The sequence below is a fragment of the Kitasatospora sp. NPDC001547 genome (assembly GCF_042894165.1).
In the GTDB taxonomy this organism is placed as follows: domain Bacteria; phylum Actinomycetota; class Actinomycetes; order Streptomycetales; family Streptomycetaceae; genus Kitasatospora.
The window spans coordinates 89,453-111,725 of record NZ_JBIAVL010000005.1; the positions used below are offsets into that span (position 1 = coordinate 89,453).

Consider the following 22,273-nt stretch of genomic DNA (forward strand, 5'->3'; position numbering starts at 1 on the left):
GCGGTGCTACTTCTCCAGCGGCCCCCGGCCGCGGACGGTGAGGCGGTCGCCCGTCTCGTCCCGGTCGACCACGACGGTGTCCCCGTCGTGCACCGCGCCGGACAGGATCGCCCGGGCCAGCTGGTCGCCGATCGCGGACTGCACCAGCCGGCGCAGCGGGCGGGCGCCGTACGCCGGGTCGTAGCCGGTGAGCGCCAACCAGTCGCGGGCGGCCTCGGAGACCTCCAGGGTGAGCCGCCGCTCCTGCAGCCGCTCGCCCAGCCGGGCCACCTGGAGGTCGACGATCCGGCTCAGCTCGCCGGTGCCCAGCGGCTCGAAGACCACGATGTCGTCCAGCCGGTTGAGGAACTCCGGCTTGAACGCGGACCGGACGGCGCCGAGCACCAGCTCCCGCTTCTCCGCCTCCGGGGTGGTCGGGTCGACCAGGTACTGGCTGCCCAGGTTGGAGGTGAGGATCAGGATGGCGTTGCGGAAGTCCACCGTGCGGCCCTGGCCGTCGGTGAGCCGCCCGTCGTCCAGCACCTGGAGCAGGACGTCGAAGACCTCCGGGTGCGCCTTCTCCACCTCGTCCAGCAGCACCACGCTGTACGGGCGGCGGCGGACCGCCTCGGTGAGCTGGCCGCCCTCCTCGTAGCCGACGTACCCGGGCGGGGCGCCGACCAGCCGGGAGACCGAGTGCTTCTCGCCGTACTCGCTCATGTCGATCCGGACCATCGCCCGCTCGTCGTCGAACAGGAAGTCGGCCAGGGCCTTGGCGAGTTCGGTCTTTCCGACACCGGTCGGGCCGAGGAAGAGGAAGGAGCCGGTCGGGCGGTCCGGGTCGGCGATGCCGGAGCGGGTGCGCCGCACCGCGTCCGAGACGGCCTGCACGGCCTCCGCCTGGCCGATCAGGCGCTTGCCCAACTCCTCCTCCATCCGCAGGAGTTTGGCGCTCTCGCCCTCCAGCAGACGACCGGCCGGGATGCCCGTCCAGGAGGCGACCACGTCGGCCACGTCGTCCGGGCCGACCTCCTCCTTGACCATCGGGGCGGCGGCGGACCCAGGCTCGGTGTCCGCAGTGGCGGCGCGCTCCTGGGCGTCGGCGAGCTCCTTCTCGGCGGCCGGGATCTCGGCGTACATCAGCTTGGACGCCCGCTCGAAGTCCCCGTCGCGCTGGGCGCGTTCGAGCGCGCCCTGCAGGTCGTCCAGCCGCTCCTTGAGCTCGCCGACCCGGTTGAGGCTCTTCTTCTCCTGCTCCCAGCGCGCGGTGAGCACGCTCAACTGCTCGTTCTTGTCGGCGAGGTCGCGCCGCAGCCGGGCCAGCCGGTCGACCGAGGCCGGGTCCGACTCCTTCTCCAGGGCCAGCTCCTCCATCCGCAACCGGTCGACGGCGCGCTGGAGTTCGTCGATCTCGACCGGGGAGGAGTCGATCTCCATCCGCAGCCGGGAGGCCGCCTCGTCGACCAGGTCGATCGCCTTGTCGGGCAGGAAGCGGGAGGTGATGTAGCGGTTGGACAGGGTGGCCGCGGCGACCAGGGCGGCGTCCGAGATCTGCACCTTGTGGTGCGCCTCGTACCGGCCCTTGAGGCCGCGCAGGATGGCGATCGAGTCCTCCACGCTGGGCTCGCCGACTAGCACCTGCTGGAAGCGGCGCTCCAGGGCCGGGTCCTTCTCGATCCGCTCGCGGTACTCGTCCAGCGTGGTGGCGCCGACCATCCGCAGCTCGCCGCGGGCCAGCATCGGCTTGAGCATGTTGCCCGCGTCCATCGCGGAGTCGCCGCCGGCGCCCGCGCCGACCATGGTGTGCAGCTCGTCGATGAAGGTGACGACCTGGCCGTCGGAGGCCTTGATGTCGTTCAGGACGGCCTTCAGCCGCTCCTCGAACTCGCCGCGGAACTTGGCGCCGGCGACCATCGCGCCGAGGTCCAGCGCGACCAGCCGCTTGCCGCGCAGCGACTCCGGCACGTCGCCGGCCACGATGCGCTGGGCCAGGCCCTCGACCACGGCGGTCTTGCCGACGCCGGGCTCGCCGATCAGCACCGGGTTGTTCTTGGTCCGGCGGGAGAGCACCTGGACCACCCGGCGGATCTCGTGGTCGCGGCCGATCACCGGGTCGAGCTTGCCGTCCCGGGCGGCCTGGGTGAGGTCGGTGCCGTACTTCTCCAGCGCCTTGTAGGTGCCCTCCGGGTCCGGCGAGGTGACCCGGCCGCTGCCGCGCACGTCCTTGAACGCGGCGACCAGCGCCTTGGGCGTGGCGCCCTGCTGCACCAGCAGCTCGGCCACCTGCCCGCCCTCGGCGGCCAGGCCGACCATCAGGTGCTCGGTGGAGACGTACTGGTCGTCCAGGTCGTTCGCGCGCCGGCCGGCCTCGGTGAGCACCGCGATGGTGTCCCGGGCGAGCTGCGGCGCGGCGACCGTCGAGCCCATCGCGCTGGGCAGCGCGGCCGCCTGGCGGCGGGCCTCGGCGTCGACCCGGGCGACGTCGGCCCCGACCGCCTCCAGCAGGGGCCGGGCGATGCCCTCGGGCTGCTCCAGCAGGGCGATCAGGATGTGCACCGGCCTGACGTCCGGGTTGCCGGCCGTGCCGGCCTGCCGGATCGCGGCGGACAGGGCGTCCTGCGTCTTGGTGGTGAACTTGCTGGCGTCCACTGCTGGGGGGTCCTCCCTCGTCGTCGTTCACTACTGCCACGTGCGGCGGCTGGCGAGCAGCACTGCCATGTACAGCATGCACTAAGTTGAGTCTATTCCGCTCAACCTTTTCCGACTCCGTTCGTCCCGCGACGTCCCGGTGAACGCTCGGCGGACCGCCGGGTCAGCCCCAGCAGCTCCCGGGCCGGCCCGCCCGGCCGCTGTCCGGCCGGCCAGACCGCGCGCAGCGGCCGCCGCAGGTCCAGCTCCTCCGCCAGCGGGACCTCGACCAGCCGCCGGGTGGCCAGCTCCTCCCGCACCACCAGCTCGCTCAGGCAGACCGGGCCCGCCCCGGTCATCGCCGCCGCCTTCAGCGCGGTGGACGAGGCCAGCTCCATCCGGGGCCGGGCCGCACCCCCGTACGGCCGCAGGGCCGTCTCCAGCACCTCCCGGGTGCCCGAGCCGGGCTCGCGCAGCACCAGCGGGACGGCCGCCAGCTCGGCCCCGGTCAGCGGGGCGCGGCGGCGCGCCCACGGGTGGCCGGGCGCCACCACGACCACCAGCCGGTCCGCCGCCACCACCGTGCAGGCCAGCCCGGGCGGAGCGGACGGGCCCTCGATGAAGCCGAGGTCGGCCTCCCCGGCCAGGACGTGCCCGGCGACGTCCGCCGAGTTCGCCGTCCGCAGCGTCACCGCCGTCCCCGGGCTGGCCTCGGACAGGCCGAGCAGCCAGCCGGGCATCAGGTACTCGGCGACGGTCAGACTGGCCACCACCCGCAGCTTGGCGTCCCGCCGCTCGCGCAGCGCGTCGATCCCGGCGTCCAGCGCCTGCGCCGCCTCCACCACCTGCCGGGCCCACTCGACCACCAGCCGGCCCGCCTCGGTCGGCCGGCTGCCCCGGGGCGAGCGGTCCAGCAGCGGGACGCCGATCTGCCGCTCCATGCCCTTGATCCGGGCGCTGGCGGTCGGCTGGCTGACGCCCAGCTCGGCCGCCGCCCGTCCGACGCTGCCCAGCCGGGCCACCGCGAGCAGCAGTTCCAGGGCGCCGAGTTCGGGGACGTGCGGGGAGAGGGGCATAGGTTCAGGCTATGCCCCCATAGAAGCCCGGGCGCTACCGGCCGCCGGGCCGTCCGGGCGACGGTGGGAGCATGTCCACTCTGGCCGGAATCCGCCCCCTCGCCCGCCCCGCCGTCCGCCCCCGGTTCGACCTCGCCCAGCTCGGCCCCAACTGGTACGCCGCCGTGATGGGCACCGCGATCCTGGCCAACGGCGCCGCCGTCCTGCCGGTGCGGCTGCCCGGGCTGACCGGCTTCGGCGAGGTGATGTGGGCGCTCGCGCTGGCCGCGCTGCTGGTGCTGGCCGGGGCCCGGCTGGTCCACCTGACCCGGCACCGCGAGGCGGCCCGCGCCCAGCTGCTGGACGACCCGGCCACCGCGGTCTTCTACGGCTGCCCGCCGATGGCGCTGCTGGCGGTCGGACTGGGCACCCTGCTGCTCGGCCCCCGGGTGATCGGCACCGGCCCGGCGGTCGCCCTGGACGCGGTGCTGTGGAGCCTCGGCACGCTGTACGCGCTGGCCGTGGCCGGCGGCATCCCGTACCTGATGATCACCCGGCACCCGCTCTCCGCGCTGGAGGCCAACCCGACCTGGCTGCTGCCGGTGGTCGCCCCGCTGGTCGCCTCCGCCTGCGGCCCGGCGCTCGTCCCCCACCTGCCGGCCGGGACGGCCCGGGAGGCGATGCTGTACGGCTGCTGGGCACTGTTCGGGGTCGGCCTGCTGGCCACCCTGGTGCTGCTGCCGGTGGTGTTCACCGGGCTGTTCCACAGCAAGCTGCCCGCCCTGGCGCTCACCCCCTCGCTGTTCCTGGTGCTCGGCCCGCTCGGCCAGTCCGTCACCGCGGTCCACCAGCTCGCCGACGCCGCCCGCCCGGTGCTGCCCGCGCTGGCGCCCGCCATGGCCGACCTCGCCGCGCTGTACGGCGTGGCGGTGATCGGCGTCGCGATGCTCTGGCTGGCCGTCGCGCTCACCGCCAACCTGCGCGCCCGACGGGCCGGGATGCCGTTCGCGATGACCTGGTGGGCGTACACCTTCCCGGTCGGCACCTGCGTCACCGGCGCCTCCGCGCTCGCCCGGCACACCGGCTTCGGGGGCTTCGACGCACTGGCCGTCGGCCTCTACCTGCTGCTGGCGTCCGCCTGGGTGCTCGCCGCGGGCGGCACCGCGACCGGGCTGGCGCGGCGCCGGCTGCTGGCCCGCTGACGGCGGCGGGCGCCCCGGCAGGCGCGGCCGCGCAGCCCAGGAGCACGCCGCCGGTGCAGGAACGTGCACGGCCGGAGCGCCGCCGACCGCCGACCGGCGGTGGTGCCCGGGCGGCGCCGACTACCGGCGCCCGTCCCGGTTCCCACCGGAACCCGCCCCGCCGTCCGAACCGCCGCGTCCGCCCCGGGATGCAGATAGCTGCAATTGCGCGAACCTGCACTCGGGCGGCACTTGTTCACCGGCCGTCACGCTGTGAGGGTGGAGGCACGTCAAGTCGTCCAGGCACCGCAGCCTGATGGTGGCGACTGGCTCTTCGAACGGACCGCGGGTGCGACACGTCTCGCGCCGGCGGAACGGGGGAGCGAAGAGCGCCGGCCGGGGGCCATGTGTGGTGATGGCCTCCTGCCGGACCCGTCGAGGCGTTGCTGCTCCGCCTCGACGGGAGCGCCTTGGCATTGGCGTACGACGGCGGCCCCCGGACGACCCGGTGTGCGACGGCACCCGGACCCGGGGGCCCGCCGTCCCACCCGGTACGGTGACCGCCTGATCCGTGGTCACGCCGTACCGGCCCACCGGTACCGTGCGCCCGCCCGGCCCACCGGTACCGCGGCCCGCGCGGCGGGGAGCACGGGCAGCACCAGGAGAGGCGTCCGGCAGGGAGAGTGCGACGTGACGGCGGAACCGGCGGTCACACCGCATCACGGGCCGTTGGGCGAGGAGCCCGACGAGGCCGCGCGACAGCTCTACCTGGCCATCATCGCCGCGGGCGGCCGCGTCCCCACCGGCGAGGTCGCGGACGCCGACCGGGACGCCCTCCAACAGCTCATCGACATCGGCCTGTTGATGGTCAACCGGATGGACCGCTGCTACACCGCGGTCAGCCCGCGCTCGGTCAGCGACCGCCTCGGCGCCGAACTGCGCAGCGAGGCCACCAGGCTGCTGGTCCGCGCGGAGAACCTCCCGGGTGCCCTGGACGGCCTCACCCGGGCCTACGACGCGATGCCCCGCCCGACCGACCGGGCCGGCGGCGCCGTCCACGTCGAGGGGCACGTCCACATCCGCCAGCGGATCTCCCAACTGGTCTCCGACTGCCGCTCCGAGGTCCTCACCGCGCAGCCCGGCCACCGGCCCGCCGACATGCTCCAGGTCGCCGTGCTCCAGGACGTCCAACTGCTCCAGCGCGGCTGCTCGCTGCGCACCATCTACCAGCCGGTGGCCCTCGCCGACCCGCCCGCCCTCGCCTACGCCGAGGAGGTCACCCGGCACGGCTCGCTCATCCGGGTGCTCGACGAGCCCTTCCAGCGGCTGATCGTCTTCGACCGGTCCGTCGCCGTGATCTCCGCCAACGACGACAACAGCACCGCCGCCTTCATCACCGACCCGGCCACCATCACCTACCTGGTCGGCACCTTCGAACGCGACTGGGCCCGGGCCGACACCGCCGAGGCCGCCGCCCCCGGCCAGGCACCCGCCCGCACCGTTCCCGACCGGGTCGGCCGGCTGCTCGCCCGCGGCCTCACCCAGCGCGCCGTCGCCACCCGGCTGGGCCTGAGCGAACGCACCGTCGCCGCCCACATCTCCCGGCTGCGCGACCGCTACGGCGCGCAGACCCTCTTCCAGCTCGGCTGGCTGATGCGGGGCGCCCGCGATGACCGATGAGCCGGGCCCGGCCGAACGGGCCCTCTACCTCGCCGCCGTCCGGAGCGGCGGGCGGCTGCTCCCCGAGGACCTCGCCCCCGCCGACCGCCCCGCCCTGGCCGCCCTCGTCGCCCGCGGCCTGCTCACCCCCACCGCCACCGGCTGGACCGCCGCCAGTCCGCGCGCCGTCGGCGACCGGATCGGGTTCCACCTGCGCACCCGCGCGGTCCGCCTGCTGCGGTACGCCGAACGGCTCCCGGGCACCCTGGGGCCGCTGGCCCGCGCCTACGACGAGGCCCGCCACCCGGGGGCGGGCACGGACCGGCCGTCCGGGGCCGTGGATTCGGGTGCCGTGGACTCCAGGGCCGTCGACTCCGGGGCCGGCACCGTCGCCGACGTCGCCGAGGTGCGCCGCCGGATCGCCGAACTCGTCTCGGAGTGCCGGCAGGAGGTCCTGGCGGCCCAGCCCGGACCGCGTCCGGTCGAAGGCCTCCGGACTGTCCTCGCCCAGGACCTCTCGCTGCTCCGCCGCGGCTGTTCGCTGCGCACCGTCTACCAGCCGGCCGCCCTCGCCGACCCGGCCGTGCAGAGCCAGGTGGCCCTGCGCACCGGACAGGGCGCCCAGGTCCGGGTCCTCGCCGAACCGTACGAGCGGATGCTGGTCTTCGACCGCGCGGTGGCGGTCATCCCCGCCGACGAGGAGCGCGGCCGGGCGGTCTTCCTCACCGATCCCACCACCGTCGCCTACCTGGCCGCCCAGTTCGAACGCGACTGGGCCCGCGCCACGCCCGCCGGCCGCCACCTCGACCCGCCGTCCGTCACCACCGTGCGGATCGGCCGGCTGCTCGCCCGCGGCCTCACCCAACGGGCCGTCGCCACCCGGCTGGGCGTGAGCGAACGCACCGTCGCGGCCCACATCTCCCGGCTGCGCGACCGCTACGGCGCCCACACGCTGTTCCACCTCGGCTGGCAGCTCCGGGGCGAGCGCCATGACTGACGGACCGGCCGGCGCCAGGGCGATCGGTGGAACCCGGGCCGCCGCTTCCGGAGCCGGCGGCCGGTTCGGCGCGGGCGGTCCCGGGCGGTCGGCGGGCGGGTCGGTGCGGTCCTGCGGCGGCGCGCCGTACCAGTGGGCCGGCCGGCCGTTCGTCCGCGGGCTCACGCGGCGGGCGAACGGCCGGCCGGACGGGCTTGAGCGGGCACATGGTGCGGTGGCCGGTCACATCGCCCGGCTGCGGGAGCCGTACGGCGCGGAGGCGCTGTTCCGAGGGGGCCGGTGGACGTCGGGAGTCCGGGCGAGGGAAAGCGGGGCAGGGGAGCCCGGGCGGGGGGAGGCCGGGCGGGGGAGTCCGGTGGGTGGCCGCGGCTCAGCCGGTGGCGGCGCCGGTCGGCCAGTAGCCGGGGACCGGGGGCTGCTGCCGGGGGACGTTGAACTGCTCGCCGGGGGCGGTCCAGAAGCCCTCGCGCAGGGAGAGAGCCATGCCGGCCCAGTCCAGGGCGGTCTCGACCGTGTGGTTGAGCGCCTCCTGCGACCAGGTGTCGTCGAAGACCAGCGGCAGGACGGGGGCGACCTGCTCGATGGTGGCGATCAGCGGGTTGTGGGTGATGGCCTCGTCGACGAGGAGGACGATCGGCTTGCGCAGCGCCGACGCCCAGCCGAGCTCCAGGCTCACACCGGCCGAGAGCGGGGCCCCGACGTAGGCGAACACGAGGTCCGCGGACTGCAGGGCGCGGAAGTCGGAGGGGACGCGGGGCTCCGGAGCGCGGCCGGAGATGGTCCAGGCGTCGCTGTGGTGCGCGCTGTACACGGCGGCACCGCTGCGGAGCAGGGTCGTGCGGAGCGTCGTCAACCGCGTCCGGCTGGCGAGCGTCACCACACTGTCGGCCGGCCCGGTCAGTCGCATCAGCGGGGCGGCCAGGAACACACGTGCACGCCGACCCTCAGGGGCCTGGCTGTCGTGGTGACGCAGGTAGGGCTCGGTCATGTCGACTCCGGGGAAAGGCCGACCGGGTTGCGAAGTGGTGCCGGCGGGCGCTGAGGACGGTGGTTTTCCAGTCCGAGGACTGAAGAGATCTGGCAGGATATTTGACGGTACAGCGGCAAGTTCGCTATCCGTGCTGGACCATTGGGAGCGAATTGATCGTCTATCAGCGCACGCGGCCGCGTCCAGCGTCCCGCCCTGTCATCTGGATGCCTGGCAGAGAGATGACGCTCCGGTCGAGGTGAGGGGGGATGGCACTCTCGCGGAACGTACGGCATCATGTGGACGCTAGTGCTATTGATTCAGTCCACAGTGTTAGAGAGTGGGAGGGTGGGTCCGTGTCTGTGCGTCGACTCGTCTGCAAGGCTGCGCTTCCGATCCTCATCGGTATAGCGGTGGTGACCGGAGTGTCCGTTTCCTCCGACAGCGGGCAGTCCGCTGGTACCACCCGCGCGGTGGAGGCTGTCGCGGACGATCTCCACTGGGGCTGAATCCCGCCGGACGCCCGGTCGGGACGAAGCGGACAGTAGGGGTGAACCCTGTCGCGCCGGGCGGGGCGGGGTTTCGACCGCTGCCCTCAGCCCAGGTCCGGTCTCGCCGACCGGCCGAGCGCGTAGCCCAGCTGGAAGAGGGAGTCGACGTGGTACTCCTCCCGTAGTTCCGCGATGTGGCGGGCGAGGGTCCGCTCACTGATTCCGAGCCGACGGGCGATGACCCGGTGGTTCGTTCCGGCGAGCATCAGGTCGATTATCGTCTGGCGCAGTCTGGACACCACCTGTTGCGGGACGGACCGGTCCCCGTCGAATTCCAGGGCCCGGTTCCAGCTGCGCTCGAACACCTCCTCGATGAGGAAGTTGACGATGGCCGGGTCGTGGATGAACGCGGCCAGGTCGTCGTCCACCACCGGGATCACGGCGAGCTTGCGGTCCACGATGATCAGCCGGGCGTACGGCTCGTCGAGGGTGCGGAACTGCCACCCCGCCTCGGTCAGCTTCGCGACGTAGTCCCGGGTCGGCTGGTGGTAGCGGGTGCTCGCGTTGTAGATGGTCCGCATGGACGCGCCGTGCCGGAGAATCTCCAGGTCGCGCGCCAGGAATGACGTGAGCATTTCCGCCGGCCGGGGGCCGCCGGGCTGCATGGCCAGCCCCTCCGTTACTCCCGCCGCGGCCGACTGCTGAAGTCTCTGATTAATTCGCGCTTTCCCGTGGATGTATTCGATGGCGCCGCCCGTGGTGTCCGGGGCGTGAAATGCCTCGGCGAGTTCGCTGAGATCGGCGGGTAGTGTCACCGCTTTCGAAAGCAGCTCGAGGGCCTGCCGCTGCCAGGTCGAACTCAGACTGTGGGCGAGCTGCGTCGGATCGACGGCGAGCAGTTCGCCCGGTTCGTCGCTGTCGGGTATGAGAAGTCCCAGCTTCAACAATTCTTCGAGGGCGGGGGAGCCGGCGGCTGGGCAAGCGCTCTTGGTGAGACGACCGTTCTCGTTCACGGCCTGCAGATAGAGCTTTCGGGCGCCCTCGGACAGGACGCGCGATCCGCTGGATGCAGCTCCCGCGTGCTCTCGCCCACTCATCTCGGCTCCTAGTGTTGACCGGGAAGTAGTCAACGCGACTGTCGTCTTCCGTGGCAAGAATCCTAGGCGGCGCGAACCGGGTGCCCTGCCGCCCGCGGATCGACCGTGCGGGCCCGGCAGAGCACTCTCTCACCACACGGCAGCCGCCGGCACCCCCCCGGGAGGAGGGGCCGGCGGCTCGGGTGCGTACGACGGTCAGCGCCGGGGACGCCAGACGACGAGGGCGCTGGACTGCGGGGTGGGGGGCTGGTACGGGACGAGGTCGCGGCGGTAGGAGGCGTGGACGGCGGCCTCGCGCTGCTGGAGCGCGGCGGCGGCGCCCTCCAGGGAGTCGACCAGTTCCGCGACGCGGGACTGGAGGGCGGTGACCTGGTTCTCCAGCTCGATGATCCGCTTGATGCCCGCGAGGTTGATGCCCTCGTCCTGGGAGAGCCGCTGGACCTCGCGCAGCTGCTGGATGTCGCGCGCGGAGTAGCGGCGGCCGCGGCCGGCGGTGCGGTCGGGGCAGACCAGGCCGAGGCGGTCGTACTGGCGCAGGGTCTGCGGGTGCAGGCCGGACAGTTCGGCGGCCACGGAGATGACGTACACCGGGGTGTCCTCGGTGAGGACGTACGGCGGCGGGCCCGCGGCGGCCCGGCGGGCGCGGCGGGGGCCGGCTCCGGGCAGGCCCTCGCCGAGGCCGGGACCGATCGCGGTCTCGGGGTCGATCGGGTTCATCGGGGACATCTGGTCGTCACGCTCCCTTCGCCGCCCGGAACAGGGCGGCGCGCGGATCGTCGGAGGCGGTGGCCTCGCGGTACTGCTCCAGGGCGTTCAGCGCGTCACCGGTGACGTGCTGGGGCACCACGACCTCGACGGTGACGAGGAGGTCGCCGCGGGTGCCGTCCTTGCGGGTGGCGCCCTTGCCGCGGGCGCGCATGGTGAGGCCGTTGGCGCTGCCCGGGGGCAGCTTGAGCTTCACGGCCGGGCCGTTCAGGGTCGGCACCTCGATGGTGGCGCCGAGCGCCGCCTCGGGGAAGGCCACGGGGACGGTGACGGTGAGGTTGTCCCCCTTGCGCCCGAAGACCGGGTGCGGGTCGACGTGCACGGTGACGTAGAGGTCGCCGGGCTGCCCGCCGCGCTCGCCCTGGGCGCCCTTGCCCTTGAGCCGGATGCGCTGGTCGGCCTGGACGCCGGCCGGGATCCGGACCTGCATGGTGCGGGCCGAGCTGGCGCGGCCGCTGCCGTGGCAGTCGGGGCACGGGTCGTCGACGATCATGCCCCGGCCGCGGCAGTCCTTGCACGGCTCGGAGAGCGCGAAGGCGCCCTGGCCACGGCTGACGGTGCCGGCGCCGACGCAGGTCGGACAGACCCGCGGGGTGGTGCCGGACTTGGCGCCGGTGCCGTTGCAGCCGCGGCAGGGGGCCTGGCTGGTCATCCGCAGCGGGACGGTCGCGCCGTCCACCGCCTCCTCGAAGGAGAGCGTCACCTCGGTCTCGACGTCGGCGCCGCGCCGGGGCTGGGCCTGCCGGGTGCCGCCGCGGTTGAACAGGCCGCCGAAGACGTCGCCGAGGCCGCCGCCCTGTCCGCCGCCCTGGCTGCCGCTGAAGAGGTCGCCGAAGTCGAAGCTGTAGCTGCCGGTGCCGCCGGGGCCGCCGGCCCGGAAGCCGCCGTTGGCGAAGAGGCTGCGGGCCTCGTCGTACTCCTTGCGGCGCTTCTCGTCGGAGAGGACGTCGTACGCCTCGGAGATGTCCTTGAACCGCTCCTCGGCCTTGGCGTCGCCCTTGTTGGCGTCGGGGTGGAACTCGCGCGCGAGCTTCCGGTAGGTCTTCTTGATCTCGGTGGCGGTGGCGTCCTTGGGCACGCCGAGGACCTTGTAGTAGTCCTTCTCCACGTAGTCCTTGCCACTCATGCGTCCACCTCGCTGCGCTCGCCGGCCGCTGAGCGGTACACGCGCCCTCCAACGGTTCGCTCGCTGCGCTCGTTCACGGCGTCCACCTCGCTGCGCTGGGCAGCCGCTGAGCGGTACACGCGTCCCCCGATGGTTCGCCCGCTGCGCTCGCTCACGGCTTCCGCCACCTCCCGATGTCCATCGTCACTGCGCTGTCAACAGCCGGTGAAGAAACGGCGGTTGACAACGCGCTGCGGAGCCGGCCGCCGTACTGGCCGGCGTACGACTCCGCAGCGCACTGGTTGTCAGCTGTCACAGGTTGTCAGCTGTCCGAGCCACCGTCGGACTTGTCCGTGTCGGCGGGCTTCGCCTCGGCGCCCGAGGACGCCTGGCTGCCGGGCTGGGGCTCCGCGACGGCCACCATCGCCGGGCGGATGATCCGCTCGCCGATGCGGTAGCCGGGCTGGAGCACCTGCACACAGGTGTCTTCGGTGACGTCCGAGGAGTAGCTGTGCATCAGCGCCTCGTGCATGGTCGGGTCGAAGGGCTCGCCCTCCTTGCCGAACTGCTGCAGGCCCAGCTTGGCGACGACCGTCTCCAGCGACTCGGCGACGGACTTGAAGCCGCCCGTGACCTCGCCGTGCTCGCGGGCGCGGCCGATGTCGTCCAGGACCGGGATCAGCGACTCCAGGATGTTGGAGACGGCGATCTCGCGGACGGTCAGCCGGTCGCGCTCGACCCGCTTGCGGTAGTTCTGGTACTCGGCCTGGAGGCGCTGGAGGTCGCCGGTGCGCTCGGCGAGCTCCCGCTTGGCGGCGGCGAGGTCGTCCGAACCGGACTCCCCGGCGCCGGCCGCGGCGGCCTCCTCGGCGGCCTTGATCACCTCGTCGGCGGCGGAGTCGTCGCCGGGCTTGCCGCCCTGCGGCTTGTCCGTCATGCCGCACCGCCCTTGGGCTTCTCGTCGTCCACGATCTCGGCGTCGACGACGTCGTCGTCCTTGGCCTGGGCGGAGTCACCGGCGGCGGCACCGGCGGGGGCGTCGGCGTTGGCGTACAGCGCCTGGCCGAGCTTCTGCGCGGTGGTGGAGACCTTCTCCGAGGCCTCGCGGATCTTCGCGATGTCCTCGCCCTTCAGGGCCTCCTTGAGCTCGCCGACGGCGGTCTCGACCTCGGTCTTGACGTCGCCCGGCAGCTTGTCGGCGTTGTCGGCGATGAACTTCTCGGTCGAGTAGACGAGCTGCTCGGCGGAGTTGCGCGTCTCCACGGCCTCGCGGCGCTTGTGGTCGTCCTCGGCGTACTGCTCGGCCTCGCGGCGCATGCGGTCGACCTCGTCCTTCGGCAGCGAGGAGCCGCCGGTGACGGTCATCTTCTGCTCCTTGCCGGTGCCGAGGTCCTTGGCACCGACGTGCATGATGCCGTTGGCGTCGATGTCGAAGGTGACCTCGATCTGCGGCAGGCCGCGCGGCGCCGGCGGCAGGCCGGTCAGCTCGAACATGCCGAGCTTCTTGTTGTACGCGGCGATCTCGCGCTCGCCCTGGTAGACCTGGATCTGCACGGACGGCTGGTTGTCCTCGGCCGTGGTGAAGATCTCGGAGCGCTTGGTCGGGATCGTGGTGTTGCGCTCGATCAGCTTGGTCATGATGCCGCCCTTGGTCTCGATGCCGAGGGACAGCGGGGTGACGTCGAGCAGCAGGACGTCCTTGACCTCGCCCTTGAGGACACCGGCCTGGAGCGCGGCGCCGATGGCGACGACCTCGTCCGGGTTGACGCCCTTGTTGGCGTCCTGGCCGCCGGTCAGCTCCTTGACGAGCTCGGCGACGGCCGGCATGCGGGTCGAGCCGCCGACCAGGACGACGTGGTCGATCTCGGAGAGCGAGATGCCGGCGTCCTTGATGACGTTGTGGAACGGGACCTTGCAGCGCTCCAGCAGGTCCGCGGTCAGCTGCTGGAACTGGGCCCGGGTGAGCTTCTCGTCCAGGTGCAGCGGGCCCTCGGCGGAGGCCGTGATGTACGGCAGGTTGATCGAGGTCTCGGAGGACGAGGACAGCTCGATCTTGGCCTTCTCGGCGGCCTCGCGCAGACGCTGCAGGGCCATCTTGTCCTTGGACAGGTCGACGCCGTGGCCGGCCTGGAAGACCTTGACCAGGTGGTCGACGACGCGCTGGTCCCAGTCGTCACCACCGAGGTGGTTGTCACCGTTGGTGGCCTTCACCTCGACGACCCCGTCGCCGATCTCCAGCAGGGAGACGTCGAAGGTGCCGCCGCCGAGGTCGAAGACCAGGATGGTCTGGTCGTCCTTGTCCAGGCCGTACGCGAGGGCGGCCGCGGTCGGCTCGTTGACGATGCGCAGGACGTTGAGGCCCGCGATCTCACCGGCCTCCTTGGTGGCCTGGCGCTCGGAGTCGTTGAAGTACGCCGGGACGGTGATGACGGCGTCGGTGACGGTCTCGCCCAGGTACGCCTCGGCGTCCCGCTTCAGCTTCTGCAGCACGAAGGCCGAGATCTGCTGGGGGTTGAAGTCCTTGCCGTCGATGTTGATCTTCCACCCGGTGCCCATGTGGCGCTTGACCGAGCGGATGGTGCGGTCGACGTTGGTGACCGCCTGGCGCTTGGCCACCTCGCCGACCAGGACCTCGCCGTTCTTTGCGAAGGCGACGACGGACGGCGTGGTCCGAGCGCCCTCGGCGTTCGTGATGACGGTGGGCTCGCCACCCTCCAGAACGCTGACGACCGAGTTCGTCGTACCGAGGTCGATGCCGACCGCGCGTGCCATCGTAGATACCTCCACGGAAGAGTTGAGCTTTACAGGCTCAAGGATGCACGACCCGAGGGGTGGCGTCAACAGGTATGAGTGCCGGTCGCTCAACTTTGCTGAGCTGATCGCGCGGCCAGGGCTCCCGGGCGCCCGCCACGCCGTGGCGGGGGTGCGCCCACGTGACTGCCGCCATAGCTTGGGAATCTTCTGGAGAACTGTTGCCCACCGGTAATGTCCGGGCCGTCGGCCCGGCAAGTTACCGACCAGTACACTCAGTCCGAAGACCGTAGGACCGCAGAGAGCCTGCTCAACCGCAAAGCCGCAGGAGACGGAGAGCCGATGCAGCTAGCAGCGATCGTCATCTCGCTGGTCACATTCGTGATCGGCACCGCGCTCGCCGCCCGTGCGGCGCTGTACATCTACAAGGTGGTCCGCACCGGTGCGCCGGACTCCACCCGCTTCGGGCAGCCCGCCCAGCGGGTGAAGACCCTCGCGACCGAGTTCGTCGGCCACACCAGGATGAACCGGTGGGGGATCGTCGGCATCGCCCACTGGTTCGTCGCGGTCGGCTTCTTCAGCCTGGTGCTGACCATCGTCAACGCCTTCGGCCAGCTCTTCGACGCCGACTTCGCGCTGCCGGTCATCGGCCACTGGATGGTCTGGCAGCTCTTCGTCGAGCTGATCGGCACCCTGACCACGCTGGGCATCCTGGTCCTGATCGTGATCCGGCTGATGAGCCTGCCGTCCCGGTCCGGCCGCAAGTCCCGGTTCGCCGGCTCGATCGCGTGGCAGGCCTTCTACGTCGAGTACACGATCCTCGGCATCGGCCTCTGCATCCTGATGCTGCGCGCGCTGGAGGGCGCCCTCAACGGCGTCGACTCGTACGGCCCGGAGCACCTGGTCTCGTACCCGCTGGTCTCCGCGCTGAGCGGGCTGTCGCACGGCACGCTGGAGAACCTGATCTACCTGTTCGCGATGCTGAAGATCTGCATCTCGTTCGCGTGGGCGACCACCATCGGCCTCAACCCCTCGATGGGCGTGGCCTGGCACCGCTTCCTCGGGTTCTTCAACATCTACTTCAAGCGCGAGGAGGACGGCGGCACCGCGCTCGGCGCCCTGCGTCCGATGACCAGCAACGGTCAGCCGATCGACTTCGAGGACCCGGCCGACGACGCCGTGTTCGGCGTCTCCCAGGTCGAGCACTTCTCCTGGAAGGGCATCCTCGACTTCTCCACCTGCACCGAGTGCGGCCGTTGCCAGTCGCAGTGCCCCGCCTGGAACACCGGCAAGCCGCTCTCGCCGAAGCTGCTGATCATGAGCCTGCGCGAGCACGCCTACGGCAAGGCGCCGTACCTGCTGGCCGGCGGCGGCAAGGACATGGAGGGCGAGGAGAAGGCGACCTCCGAGCAGCTGGAGGGCGTCCCGGCGGCCGCCCTGGCCGAGGCCGAGCGCCCGCTGGTCGGCACCGCCGAGGAGAACGGCGTCATCGACCCGGACGTGCTGTGGTCCTGCACCACCTGCGGCGCCTGCGTCGAGCAGTGCCCGGTGGACATCGAGCACATCGACCACATCGTCGACATGCGCCGCTACCAGGTGATGATCGAGTCCTCGTTCCCGACCGAGGCCGGGACGATGCTCAAGAACCTGGAGAACAAGGGCAACCCGTGGGGCATGGCCACCAAGGCCCGCCTGGACTGGGTCAAGGAGCTCAAGAAGGAGACCGGCATCGAGGTGCCGGTGATCGGCGAGGACATCGACCCCGCCGAGGTCGAGTACCTCTACTGGGTCGGCTGCGCCGGCGCCCTGGAGGACCGCGCCAAGAAGACCACCAAGGCCTTCGCCGAGCTGCTGCACACCGCGGGCGTGAAGTTCGCGATCCTCGGCAAGGAGGAGTCCTGCACCGGTGACTCCGCCCGCCGCCTGGGCAACGAGTTCCTGTTCCAGATGCTCGGCGCGCAGAACGTGGAGACGCTCAACGCGGCCCTGGAGGACGCCCCGGTCAAGCGGATCGTGGCCACCTGCCCGCACTGCTTCAACACCATCGCCAACGAGTACCCGCAGCTGGGCGGCCACTTCGAGGTCATCCACCACACCCAGCTGCTCCAGCACCTCATCGACGAGGGCAAGCTGATCCCGGTCAACCCGGTCGAGGGCCTGATCACCTACCACGACCCCTGCTACCTGGGCCGCCACAACAAGGTCTACAGCCCGCCGCGCGAGATCATGGACAAGGTCCCCGGTCTGCGCCAGCAGGAGATGCACCGCCACAAGGAGCGCGGCTTCTGCTGCGGCGCCGGCGGCGCGCGGATGTGGATGGAGGAGCGCATCGGCAAGCGGATCAACACCGAGCGCGTGGACGAGGCGCTGTCGCTCAACCCGGACATCGTCTCCACCGCCTGCCCGTTCTGCCTGGTGATGCTCTCCGACTCGGTCAACGGCAAGAAGAACGAGGGCGCGGCCAAGGAGCACCTGAAGGTGGTCGACGTGGCCCAGCTGCTGCTCGACTCGGTGAAGGCCGTCCCGCCGGCCGACAACGAGGAGCAGCCCGCGACGGTGGACGCGTAACAGCCCTCGCGGAGCCCGCTGTTCGACAGTTCTGCTACAACCGCCCGGCCCGGTGGACGCCGCGAACGCGCCCGCCGGGCCGGGCTTTTGGGCGGCCCGGACGGCCTGCGCCGGTACGGCGGGCGGACGGCGGGTGACGGCGATCGCACAGGCGCCGGACGGGCATTCGGTCGGAAGCAAATACAGTAGGCCCGGACCGGCTTCGTGCCGGTCCACCCGTTCCGGACGGAAGCCCCGGACGGGTGGCGACCCGCGCCGGCCGGCCGGCCGGGTCCAGACCGACGACGAGGCGTCGGCCCGCCGGGCCGGGGCCGCAGAGACCACAAGGGGAACAGCGCAGACCATGACCGAGGCGATCATGCTGGTCGGTGGTAAGGGCACGCGACTGCGTCCGCTGACCACCCACACCCCCAAGCCGATGCTGCCGGTGGCAGGCGTCCCGTTCATCGCGCACCAGTTGGCCCGCGCGGCAGCCGCCGGCGTCACCCGCGTCGTGCTGGCCACGTCATACCTGGCCGAGGTGTTCGAGGACCACTTCCAGGACGGCACCCCGTACGGCATCGAGCTGGTCTACCTGACCGAGCGCGAGCCGCTGGGCACCGGCGGAGCCATCCGCAACGCCGCCTCCGGCCTGACCTGCGGCCCCGACGAGCCGGTCCTGGTCTTCAACGGCGACATCCTCTCCGGCGTCGACATCGCCGCCCTGCGCGACGGCCACGTGGCCGCCGGGGCCGACGTCACCCTGCACCTGACCCGGGTCGAGGACCCGCGGGCCTTCGGCCTCGTCCCGACCGACGAGGACGGGCGGGTGCTGGAGTTCCTGGAGAAGCCGGAGACCCCGGAGCAGATCGTCACCGACCAGATCAACGCCGGCTGCTACGTCTTCACCCGGTCCGTGATCGACCGCATCCCGGTCGGCCGCGAGGTGTCCGTCGAGCGCGAGACCTTCCCCGAGCTGCTCGCCACCGGCGCGCTGCTGCGCGGCGTCGTCGACACCTCGTACTGGCTGGACCTGGGCACCCCGGCGGCGTTCGTCCGCGGCTCGGCCGACCTGGTGCTCGGCAAGGTCGACTCCCCGGCCGTCCCCGGCCCGACCGGCGACGCCCTGCTGCTGCCCGGCGCCACCGTCCACCCGGGCGCGGTGCTCAGCGGCGGCACCGTGGTCGCCGAGGACGCGGTGGTCGAGGCCGGCGCGATCGTCGAGGGCAGTGTGATCCTGCCGGGCGCGGTGATCGGCCCGGACACCCTGGTCAAGGACTCGATCGTGGGCGCCTTCGCCACCGTCGGCGACCGCTCGGCGCTGGACGGCGCGGTGATCGGCGACGGCGCGATCGTGGAGTCGGACAACGAGCTGCCGACCGGGATCCGGATCGCCTGCGGCACCCTGCTGCCGGTCGGCGCCGTCCGCACCTCGGCCGGCCCGGGCGGCTGCCCGGCCGGCACCAGCGCGGCCGCGGCGGTGCACGCGCCGTCGGTCGGCGCCCAGCGGTAGCGCCTCCGGGCGTCGGGTTCGCGCGGCTTCGCGGGTCTGCGGGTTCGCGGCGCTCCGGGCCCGTTCCGGCGGGTTTTCGGCCCCGTTCGTCTCAGCCTCGCTGCAAACCGGCCCCGGCTCCGTCCGGGGCCGACGCGGGCGGGGCGGGGCGGGTACCTTCGGACCGTGGCTGGTAATCGATACGACAGCGGTCAGGGCGCGGACCGCCCGCACGGCGGGTGGTCGGCCCCTCCGCCGCCGGCGTCGCCCGGGGGGACGGACGGGCCGGAGTACTTCACGGCCCCGCACACGGCACCGCCCGGCGGCCCGGGCGGCACGTCCGGCGGCCCGGGGCACCCGGCGGGGCACGGGTACGACCCGTACGCGGCCGACCGGCCCGGCAACACCCGGGCCTTCCCGGCCGGCGACCCGTACGCGGCCGGCGGTCCGTACGGGCAGCAGCCGCCGTACCAGGGGCACCCCGGCCCGGAGCACGGCTACTACGACGACGGCCACGGGCAGCAGCCGCCGTACGGTGCCGCGCAGGGCTACGGCCCCGACCAGGGCTACGGCCCGGACGGGGGGTACGGCCCCGAGGCGGGCTACGACCAGCAGCCGTACGGCCAGGACAACGTCGCCGTCTACCGGGCCGGCGGCCAGTCCGCCCCGCACGTCGCGGGCCCCCGGCCGCACTGGCGCGAGCTGTTCGCCGGCCTGTTCCGCAGCCCGACCGCGATCTTCGACCGCACCCGCGACCACCAGGTCTGGCTGCCCGCCCTCACCGTCTCGCTGCTGTACGGCGCGCTCGCGGTGCTCGGCATCGGGCTGACCCGCGACGACATCGTCAACTCGACCTTCACCGTGGCGGTGACCGGCCTGCTCGCCGCCGCCGTCGGCTTCACCGTGGCGGGCGCGCTCTTCGGCGGGGTCACCTACGGGCTGGCCCGCCAGCTGGGCGGCGACGGCCCGTGGAAGGCGACCGTCGGCCTGGCCGCCCTGATCGGCTGGCTCACCGACGCGCCCCGGCTGCTGCTCGACCTGGTGCTGCCCTCCGGCAGCGCCGTCGTCCAGGTCGTCGGCTGGGCCACCTGGATGCTCTGCGGGTACCTGCTGACCAGCATGGTCCGGCGGCTGCACGACCTGCCCTGGGGCAAGGCCGCGGCCGCCTCGGCGATACAGCTGGTCGCGCTGCTGGTGCTGATCAAGCTGCCGACGCTGGGCTGAGGGCTCCGACGGGCGAAGGGCAGAATGGGGGCGGGCCGCGGCCGAGCGCCGAGCCCGCCCCACCCTCGTCGTCCCACCTTCACCGGAGCCAGGCATGACCCTCCCCACCACCCACGTCAGCTTCCCGGCCGGGGCGGTGACCGGCGAGTCCCCGGTGCTGGCGGTGCACCCGCTGGCCGACGGCCGGTACGCCGTCGTCACCGAGGCGACCCCGTTCCACCCGCTCGACCACACCTGGCCCGACCAGCCGGCCGACCTCGGCACCCTGACCGTGGACGGCACCGAGCTGGCCGTGGTCGACTGCCTGACCGGCGCCGTCGGCCCGGAGGGCGGGGAGCCGGCGGTCGGCGCCGACATCCCGGTCCGGCGCGGCGACGAGGAGTGGTCCTGGCTGGTCCTGCACGTCCTCGACACCGACCCCGGTGACATCGTCGGCCGCACCGCCGCGCTCGCCGTCGACGCCCGGCGCCGCGGCGCCCTCAGCGCCTCGCACAGCGGCTGCCACCTGCTCGCCCTCGCCCTGAACGCCGCGCTCGCCCCGCGCTGGCGCAAGGACCCGGGCCGCTCGGACGCCTTCGGCAACCCGGACTTCGACAGCCTCGCGATGGCGAGCTCGGTGATGGACACCGAGGCCAGCACCGACACCTACCGGCTCGGCAAGTCGCTGAAGAAGAAGGGCTTCACGGCGGACGCCACCGAGGAGTTCCCGGCCCTCGCCGACGCCCTGCCGGCCCTCACCGAGGCCGTCAACGCCCGGCTGGCCGCCTGGGTCGCCGCCGACGCCCCGGTCCGCATCGAGGTGCCCGGCCCCGAGCTCACCGCCCGCCGCCAGTGGCACTGCGAGCTGCCCGAGGGCGGCGCGCGGATCTTCTGCGGCGGCACCCACCTGCACCACCTCGGCGAGCTGGCCGAGCTGCGCACCGAGCTGCGGCTGTCCGAGGACGGCACCGAGCTGGTCGCCGTCACCAGCCCCAAGCGGGCCTGAGAACGCCGCGGGCGGCCACCCCCACCGGTGGGTGAGGGGTGGCCGCCCGGCTGCGTGCGGCTCCGCGGGTCTCCGGTCTCCCGGGGTCAGACCTGGCTGCGGTGGAAGTTCAGGAACGAACGGGACGGCGTCGGGCCGCGCTGGCCCTGGTAGCGCGAGCCGTAGCGCTCCGAGCCGTACGGGTGCTCCGACGGCGAGGAGAGCCGGAACAGGCACAGCTGCCCGATCTTCATGCCCGGGTACAGCTTGATCGGCAGCGTCGCGACGTTCGACAGCTCCAGCGTCACGTGGCCGCTGAAGCCGGGGTCGATGAAGCCGGCCGTGGAGTGGGTGAGCAGGCCCAGCCGGCCCAGGCTCGACTTGCCCTCCAGCCGGGACGCGACGTCGTCGGGCAGCGTGATGACCTCGTACGTCGAGGCCAGCACGAACTCGCCGGGGTGCAGGATGAACGCCTCGTCGCCCTCGGGCTCGACCAGCCGGGTCAGGTCCGGCTGCTCCTCCGAGGGGTCGATGTGGGGGTACTTGTGGTTCTCGAACACGCGGAAGAAGCGGTCGAGGCGCACGTCGATACTCGACGGCTGGACCATCGCCGGGTCGAAGGGGTCGATGACGACCCGGCCCAGGTCGATTTCGGTCCGGATGTCCTTGTCAGAGAGCAGCACGCTTCGAGGTTACGTGCAAGAAAGGGCCCCGGACGAATCCGTCCGGGGCCCACCTCCGCGTCCGTCCGCGGTCAGGCCAGGAACTCCGCGGCCTCCAGCCGCATCGCCCGCGCCAGTTGCGGCTCCGACAGCTCCCGCACGTCGGCCAGCACCGAACTCCGCAGCCGTCCGCACTGCGGACAGCGGATCAACCGCCCGGGGCCGAGCCGGCCCGGACCGAGGTTCTGCATCGGGAACGTGGTGGTGCTGAACAGGTGCCCCTCGGCACAACGAACGACGGCGCGCTGCTCCATCGATCCCCTTCCCATCCCTAACCCAGTACTCACCCGTACTCACGCGCCCCGGCGGCCGAGCCCCGGGACAGCGTCACATTAGGGGATGTTCCGGACATTCCTCACCATGGCTCGCCGCCTCGGCCCCCACCCACCGGAGCACTCGCACGCGGCCCAAACAGTACGCCTCCACACCCGCCCCACGGCGCTCCGCCACGTCCGCCGGCCCCCCGTGCAACCACCGTCGCGAATGGGGTACAGTGACACTGGATCGAGCGGTCTCTGACGGCTCATCAGGCGGGCGTAGTTTAATGGTAGAACATGAGCTTCCCAAGCTTAGAGCGCGAGTTCGATTCTCGTCGCCCGCTCCACTACCGAAAGCCGCAGGTCATATGACCTGCGGCTTTCGCGTTGTC

At 72.5% G+C, this 22,273-nt stretch carries 16 protein-coding genes, 1 tRNA gene and 1 pseudogene; 8 read left to right on the plus strand and 10 right to left on the minus strand.

The genetic code is table 11. The features are described from left to right. Positions 1-6: 6 nt before the first annotated feature. Together clpB and ACFY0X_RS11270 are read right to left on the minus strand one after the other, a co-directional pair. Positions 7-2,628, minus strand: a complete 2,622-nt coding sequence (gene clpB, locus ACFY0X_RS11265; RefSeq protein WP_387752128.1) for an ATP-dependent chaperone ClpB — start codon at positions 2,626-2,628, stop codon at positions 7-9. Positions 2,629-2,729: 101 nt separating this feature from the next. Beyond that, positions 2,730-3,683 carry a LysR family transcriptional regulator gene (locus ACFY0X_RS11270; protein ID WP_387752130.1) on the minus strand — a complete coding sequence of 318 codons (954 nt, stop codon included), beginning with the start codon at positions 3,681-3,683 and terminating at the stop codon, positions 2,730-2,732. A 71-nt stretch (positions 3,684-3,754) separates the two neighbouring features. On the opposite strand from ACFY0X_RS11270, the gene ACFY0X_RS11275 reads away from it, so the two are divergent. From ACFY0X_RS11275 to ACFY0X_RS11285, 3 genes are all read left to right on the plus strand, one after another. Beyond that, a complete protein-coding gene (locus ACFY0X_RS11275; RefSeq protein ID WP_387752133.1) occupies positions 3,755-4,864 on the plus strand; it encodes a TDT family transporter in 1,110 nt (369 codons plus the stop codon). 708 nt (positions 4,865-5,572) lie between these two features. Beyond that, the gene (locus ACFY0X_RS11280) at positions 5,573-6,523 is read left to right on the plus strand and encodes a LuxR C-terminal-related transcriptional regulator (RefSeq protein ID WP_387752136.1); all 951 of its coding nucleotides are present in this window, start codon (positions 5,573-5,575) and stop codon (positions 6,521-6,523) included. Beyond that, positions 6,513-7,499, plus strand: coding sequence for a helix-turn-helix domain-containing protein (locus ACFY0X_RS11285; protein WP_387752138.1), 987 nt, complete (start codon positions 6,513-6,515; stop codon positions 7,497-7,499). The genes ACFY0X_RS11280 and ACFY0X_RS11285 overlap by 11 nt, the downstream gene beginning before the upstream one ends. 370 nt (positions 7,500-7,869) lie before the next feature. Here the strand turns inward: ACFY0X_RS11285 and ACFY0X_RS11290 are convergent, their stop codons facing one another. From ACFY0X_RS11290 to dnaK, 6 genes are all read right to left on the minus strand, one after another. Then, entirely contained in the window at positions 7,870-8,487 is a 618-nt protein-coding gene (locus ACFY0X_RS11290; RefSeq protein WP_051709310.1) for a hypothetical protein, read from the minus strand. A 574-nt stretch (positions 8,488-9,061) separates the two neighbouring features. Further along, entirely contained in the window at positions 9,062-10,054 is a 993-nt protein-coding gene (locus ACFY0X_RS11295) for a hypothetical protein (RefSeq protein WP_387752141.1), read from the minus strand. 195 nt (positions 10,055-10,249) lie between these two features. Beyond that, positions 10,250-10,780: a heat shock protein transcriptional repressor HspR gene (locus ACFY0X_RS11300; protein ID WP_387752143.1), complete on the minus strand. Its 531-nt coding sequence runs from the start codon at positions 10,778-10,780 to the stop codon at positions 10,250-10,252. 7 nt (positions 10,781-10,787) lie between these two features. Next, positions 10,788-11,945, minus strand: coding sequence for a molecular chaperone DnaJ (dnaJ, locus tag ACFY0X_RS11305; protein WP_387752146.1), 1,158 nt, complete (start codon positions 11,943-11,945; stop codon positions 10,788-10,790). A 301-nt stretch (positions 11,946-12,246) separates the two neighbouring features. Further along, positions 12,247-12,861, minus strand: a complete 615-nt coding sequence (gene grpE, locus ACFY0X_RS11310) for a nucleotide exchange factor GrpE (RefSeq protein WP_387752148.1) — start codon at positions 12,859-12,861, stop codon at positions 12,247-12,249. After that, on the minus strand, positions 12,858-14,696 hold the full coding sequence (gene dnaK, locus ACFY0X_RS11315; protein WP_387752150.1) for a molecular chaperone DnaK: 1,839 nt from the start codon (positions 14,694-14,696) through the stop codon (positions 12,858-12,860). The genes grpE and dnaK overlap by 4 nt, the downstream gene beginning before the upstream one ends. A gap of 321 nt (positions 14,697-15,017) precedes the next feature. Here dnaK and ACFY0X_RS11320 point away from each other — a divergent pair, with 321 nt between their 5' ends. The 4 genes and pseudogenes from ACFY0X_RS11320 (at position 15,018) to ACFY0X_RS11335 (ending at position 20,923) form a co-directional block, all read left to right on the plus strand. Beyond that, the gene (locus ACFY0X_RS11320; RefSeq protein WP_387752153.1) at positions 15,018-17,243 is read left to right on the plus strand and encodes a heterodisulfide reductase-related iron-sulfur binding cluster; all 2,226 of its coding nucleotides are present in this window, start codon (positions 15,018-15,020) and stop codon (positions 17,241-17,243) included. A gap of 343 nt (positions 17,244-17,586) precedes the next feature. Further along, positions 17,587-18,660: pseudogene (locus tag ACFY0X_RS11325) on the plus strand (sugar phosphate nucleotidyltransferase); the annotation flags it as partial. Between the two features lie 240 nt (positions 18,661-18,900). Then, positions 18,901-19,938, plus strand: coding sequence for a Yip1 family protein (locus ACFY0X_RS11330; protein WP_387752156.1), 1,038 nt, complete (start codon positions 18,901-18,903; stop codon positions 19,936-19,938). Between the two features lie 94 nt (positions 19,939-20,032). Beyond that, the gene (locus ACFY0X_RS11335) at positions 20,033-20,923 is read left to right on the plus strand and encodes a metal-dependent hydrolase (RefSeq protein WP_387752159.1); all 891 of its coding nucleotides are present in this window, start codon (positions 20,033-20,035) and stop codon (positions 20,921-20,923) included. Positions 20,924-21,009: 86 nt separating this feature from the next. On the opposite strand, the gene dcd is transcribed toward ACFY0X_RS11335, so the two are convergent. Together dcd and ACFY0X_RS11345 are read right to left on the minus strand one after the other, a co-directional pair. Further along, positions 21,010-21,585 (minus strand): dCTP deaminase, encoded by a 576-nt coding sequence (gene dcd / locus ACFY0X_RS11340; protein ID WP_387752162.1) that lies wholly within the window; start codon positions 21,583-21,585, stop codon positions 21,010-21,012. A gap of 71 nt (positions 21,586-21,656) precedes the next feature. Then, positions 21,657-21,878: a hypothetical protein gene (locus ACFY0X_RS11345; protein ID WP_174315667.1), complete on the minus strand. Its 222-nt coding sequence runs from the start codon at positions 21,876-21,878 to the stop codon at positions 21,657-21,659. Between the two features lie 276 nt (positions 21,879-22,154). Here ACFY0X_RS11345 and ACFY0X_RS11350 point away from each other — a divergent pair. Beyond that, positions 22,155-22,228 (plus strand) — tRNA-Gly (locus tag ACFY0X_RS11350). Positions 22,229-22,273 lie beyond the last annotated feature (45 nt).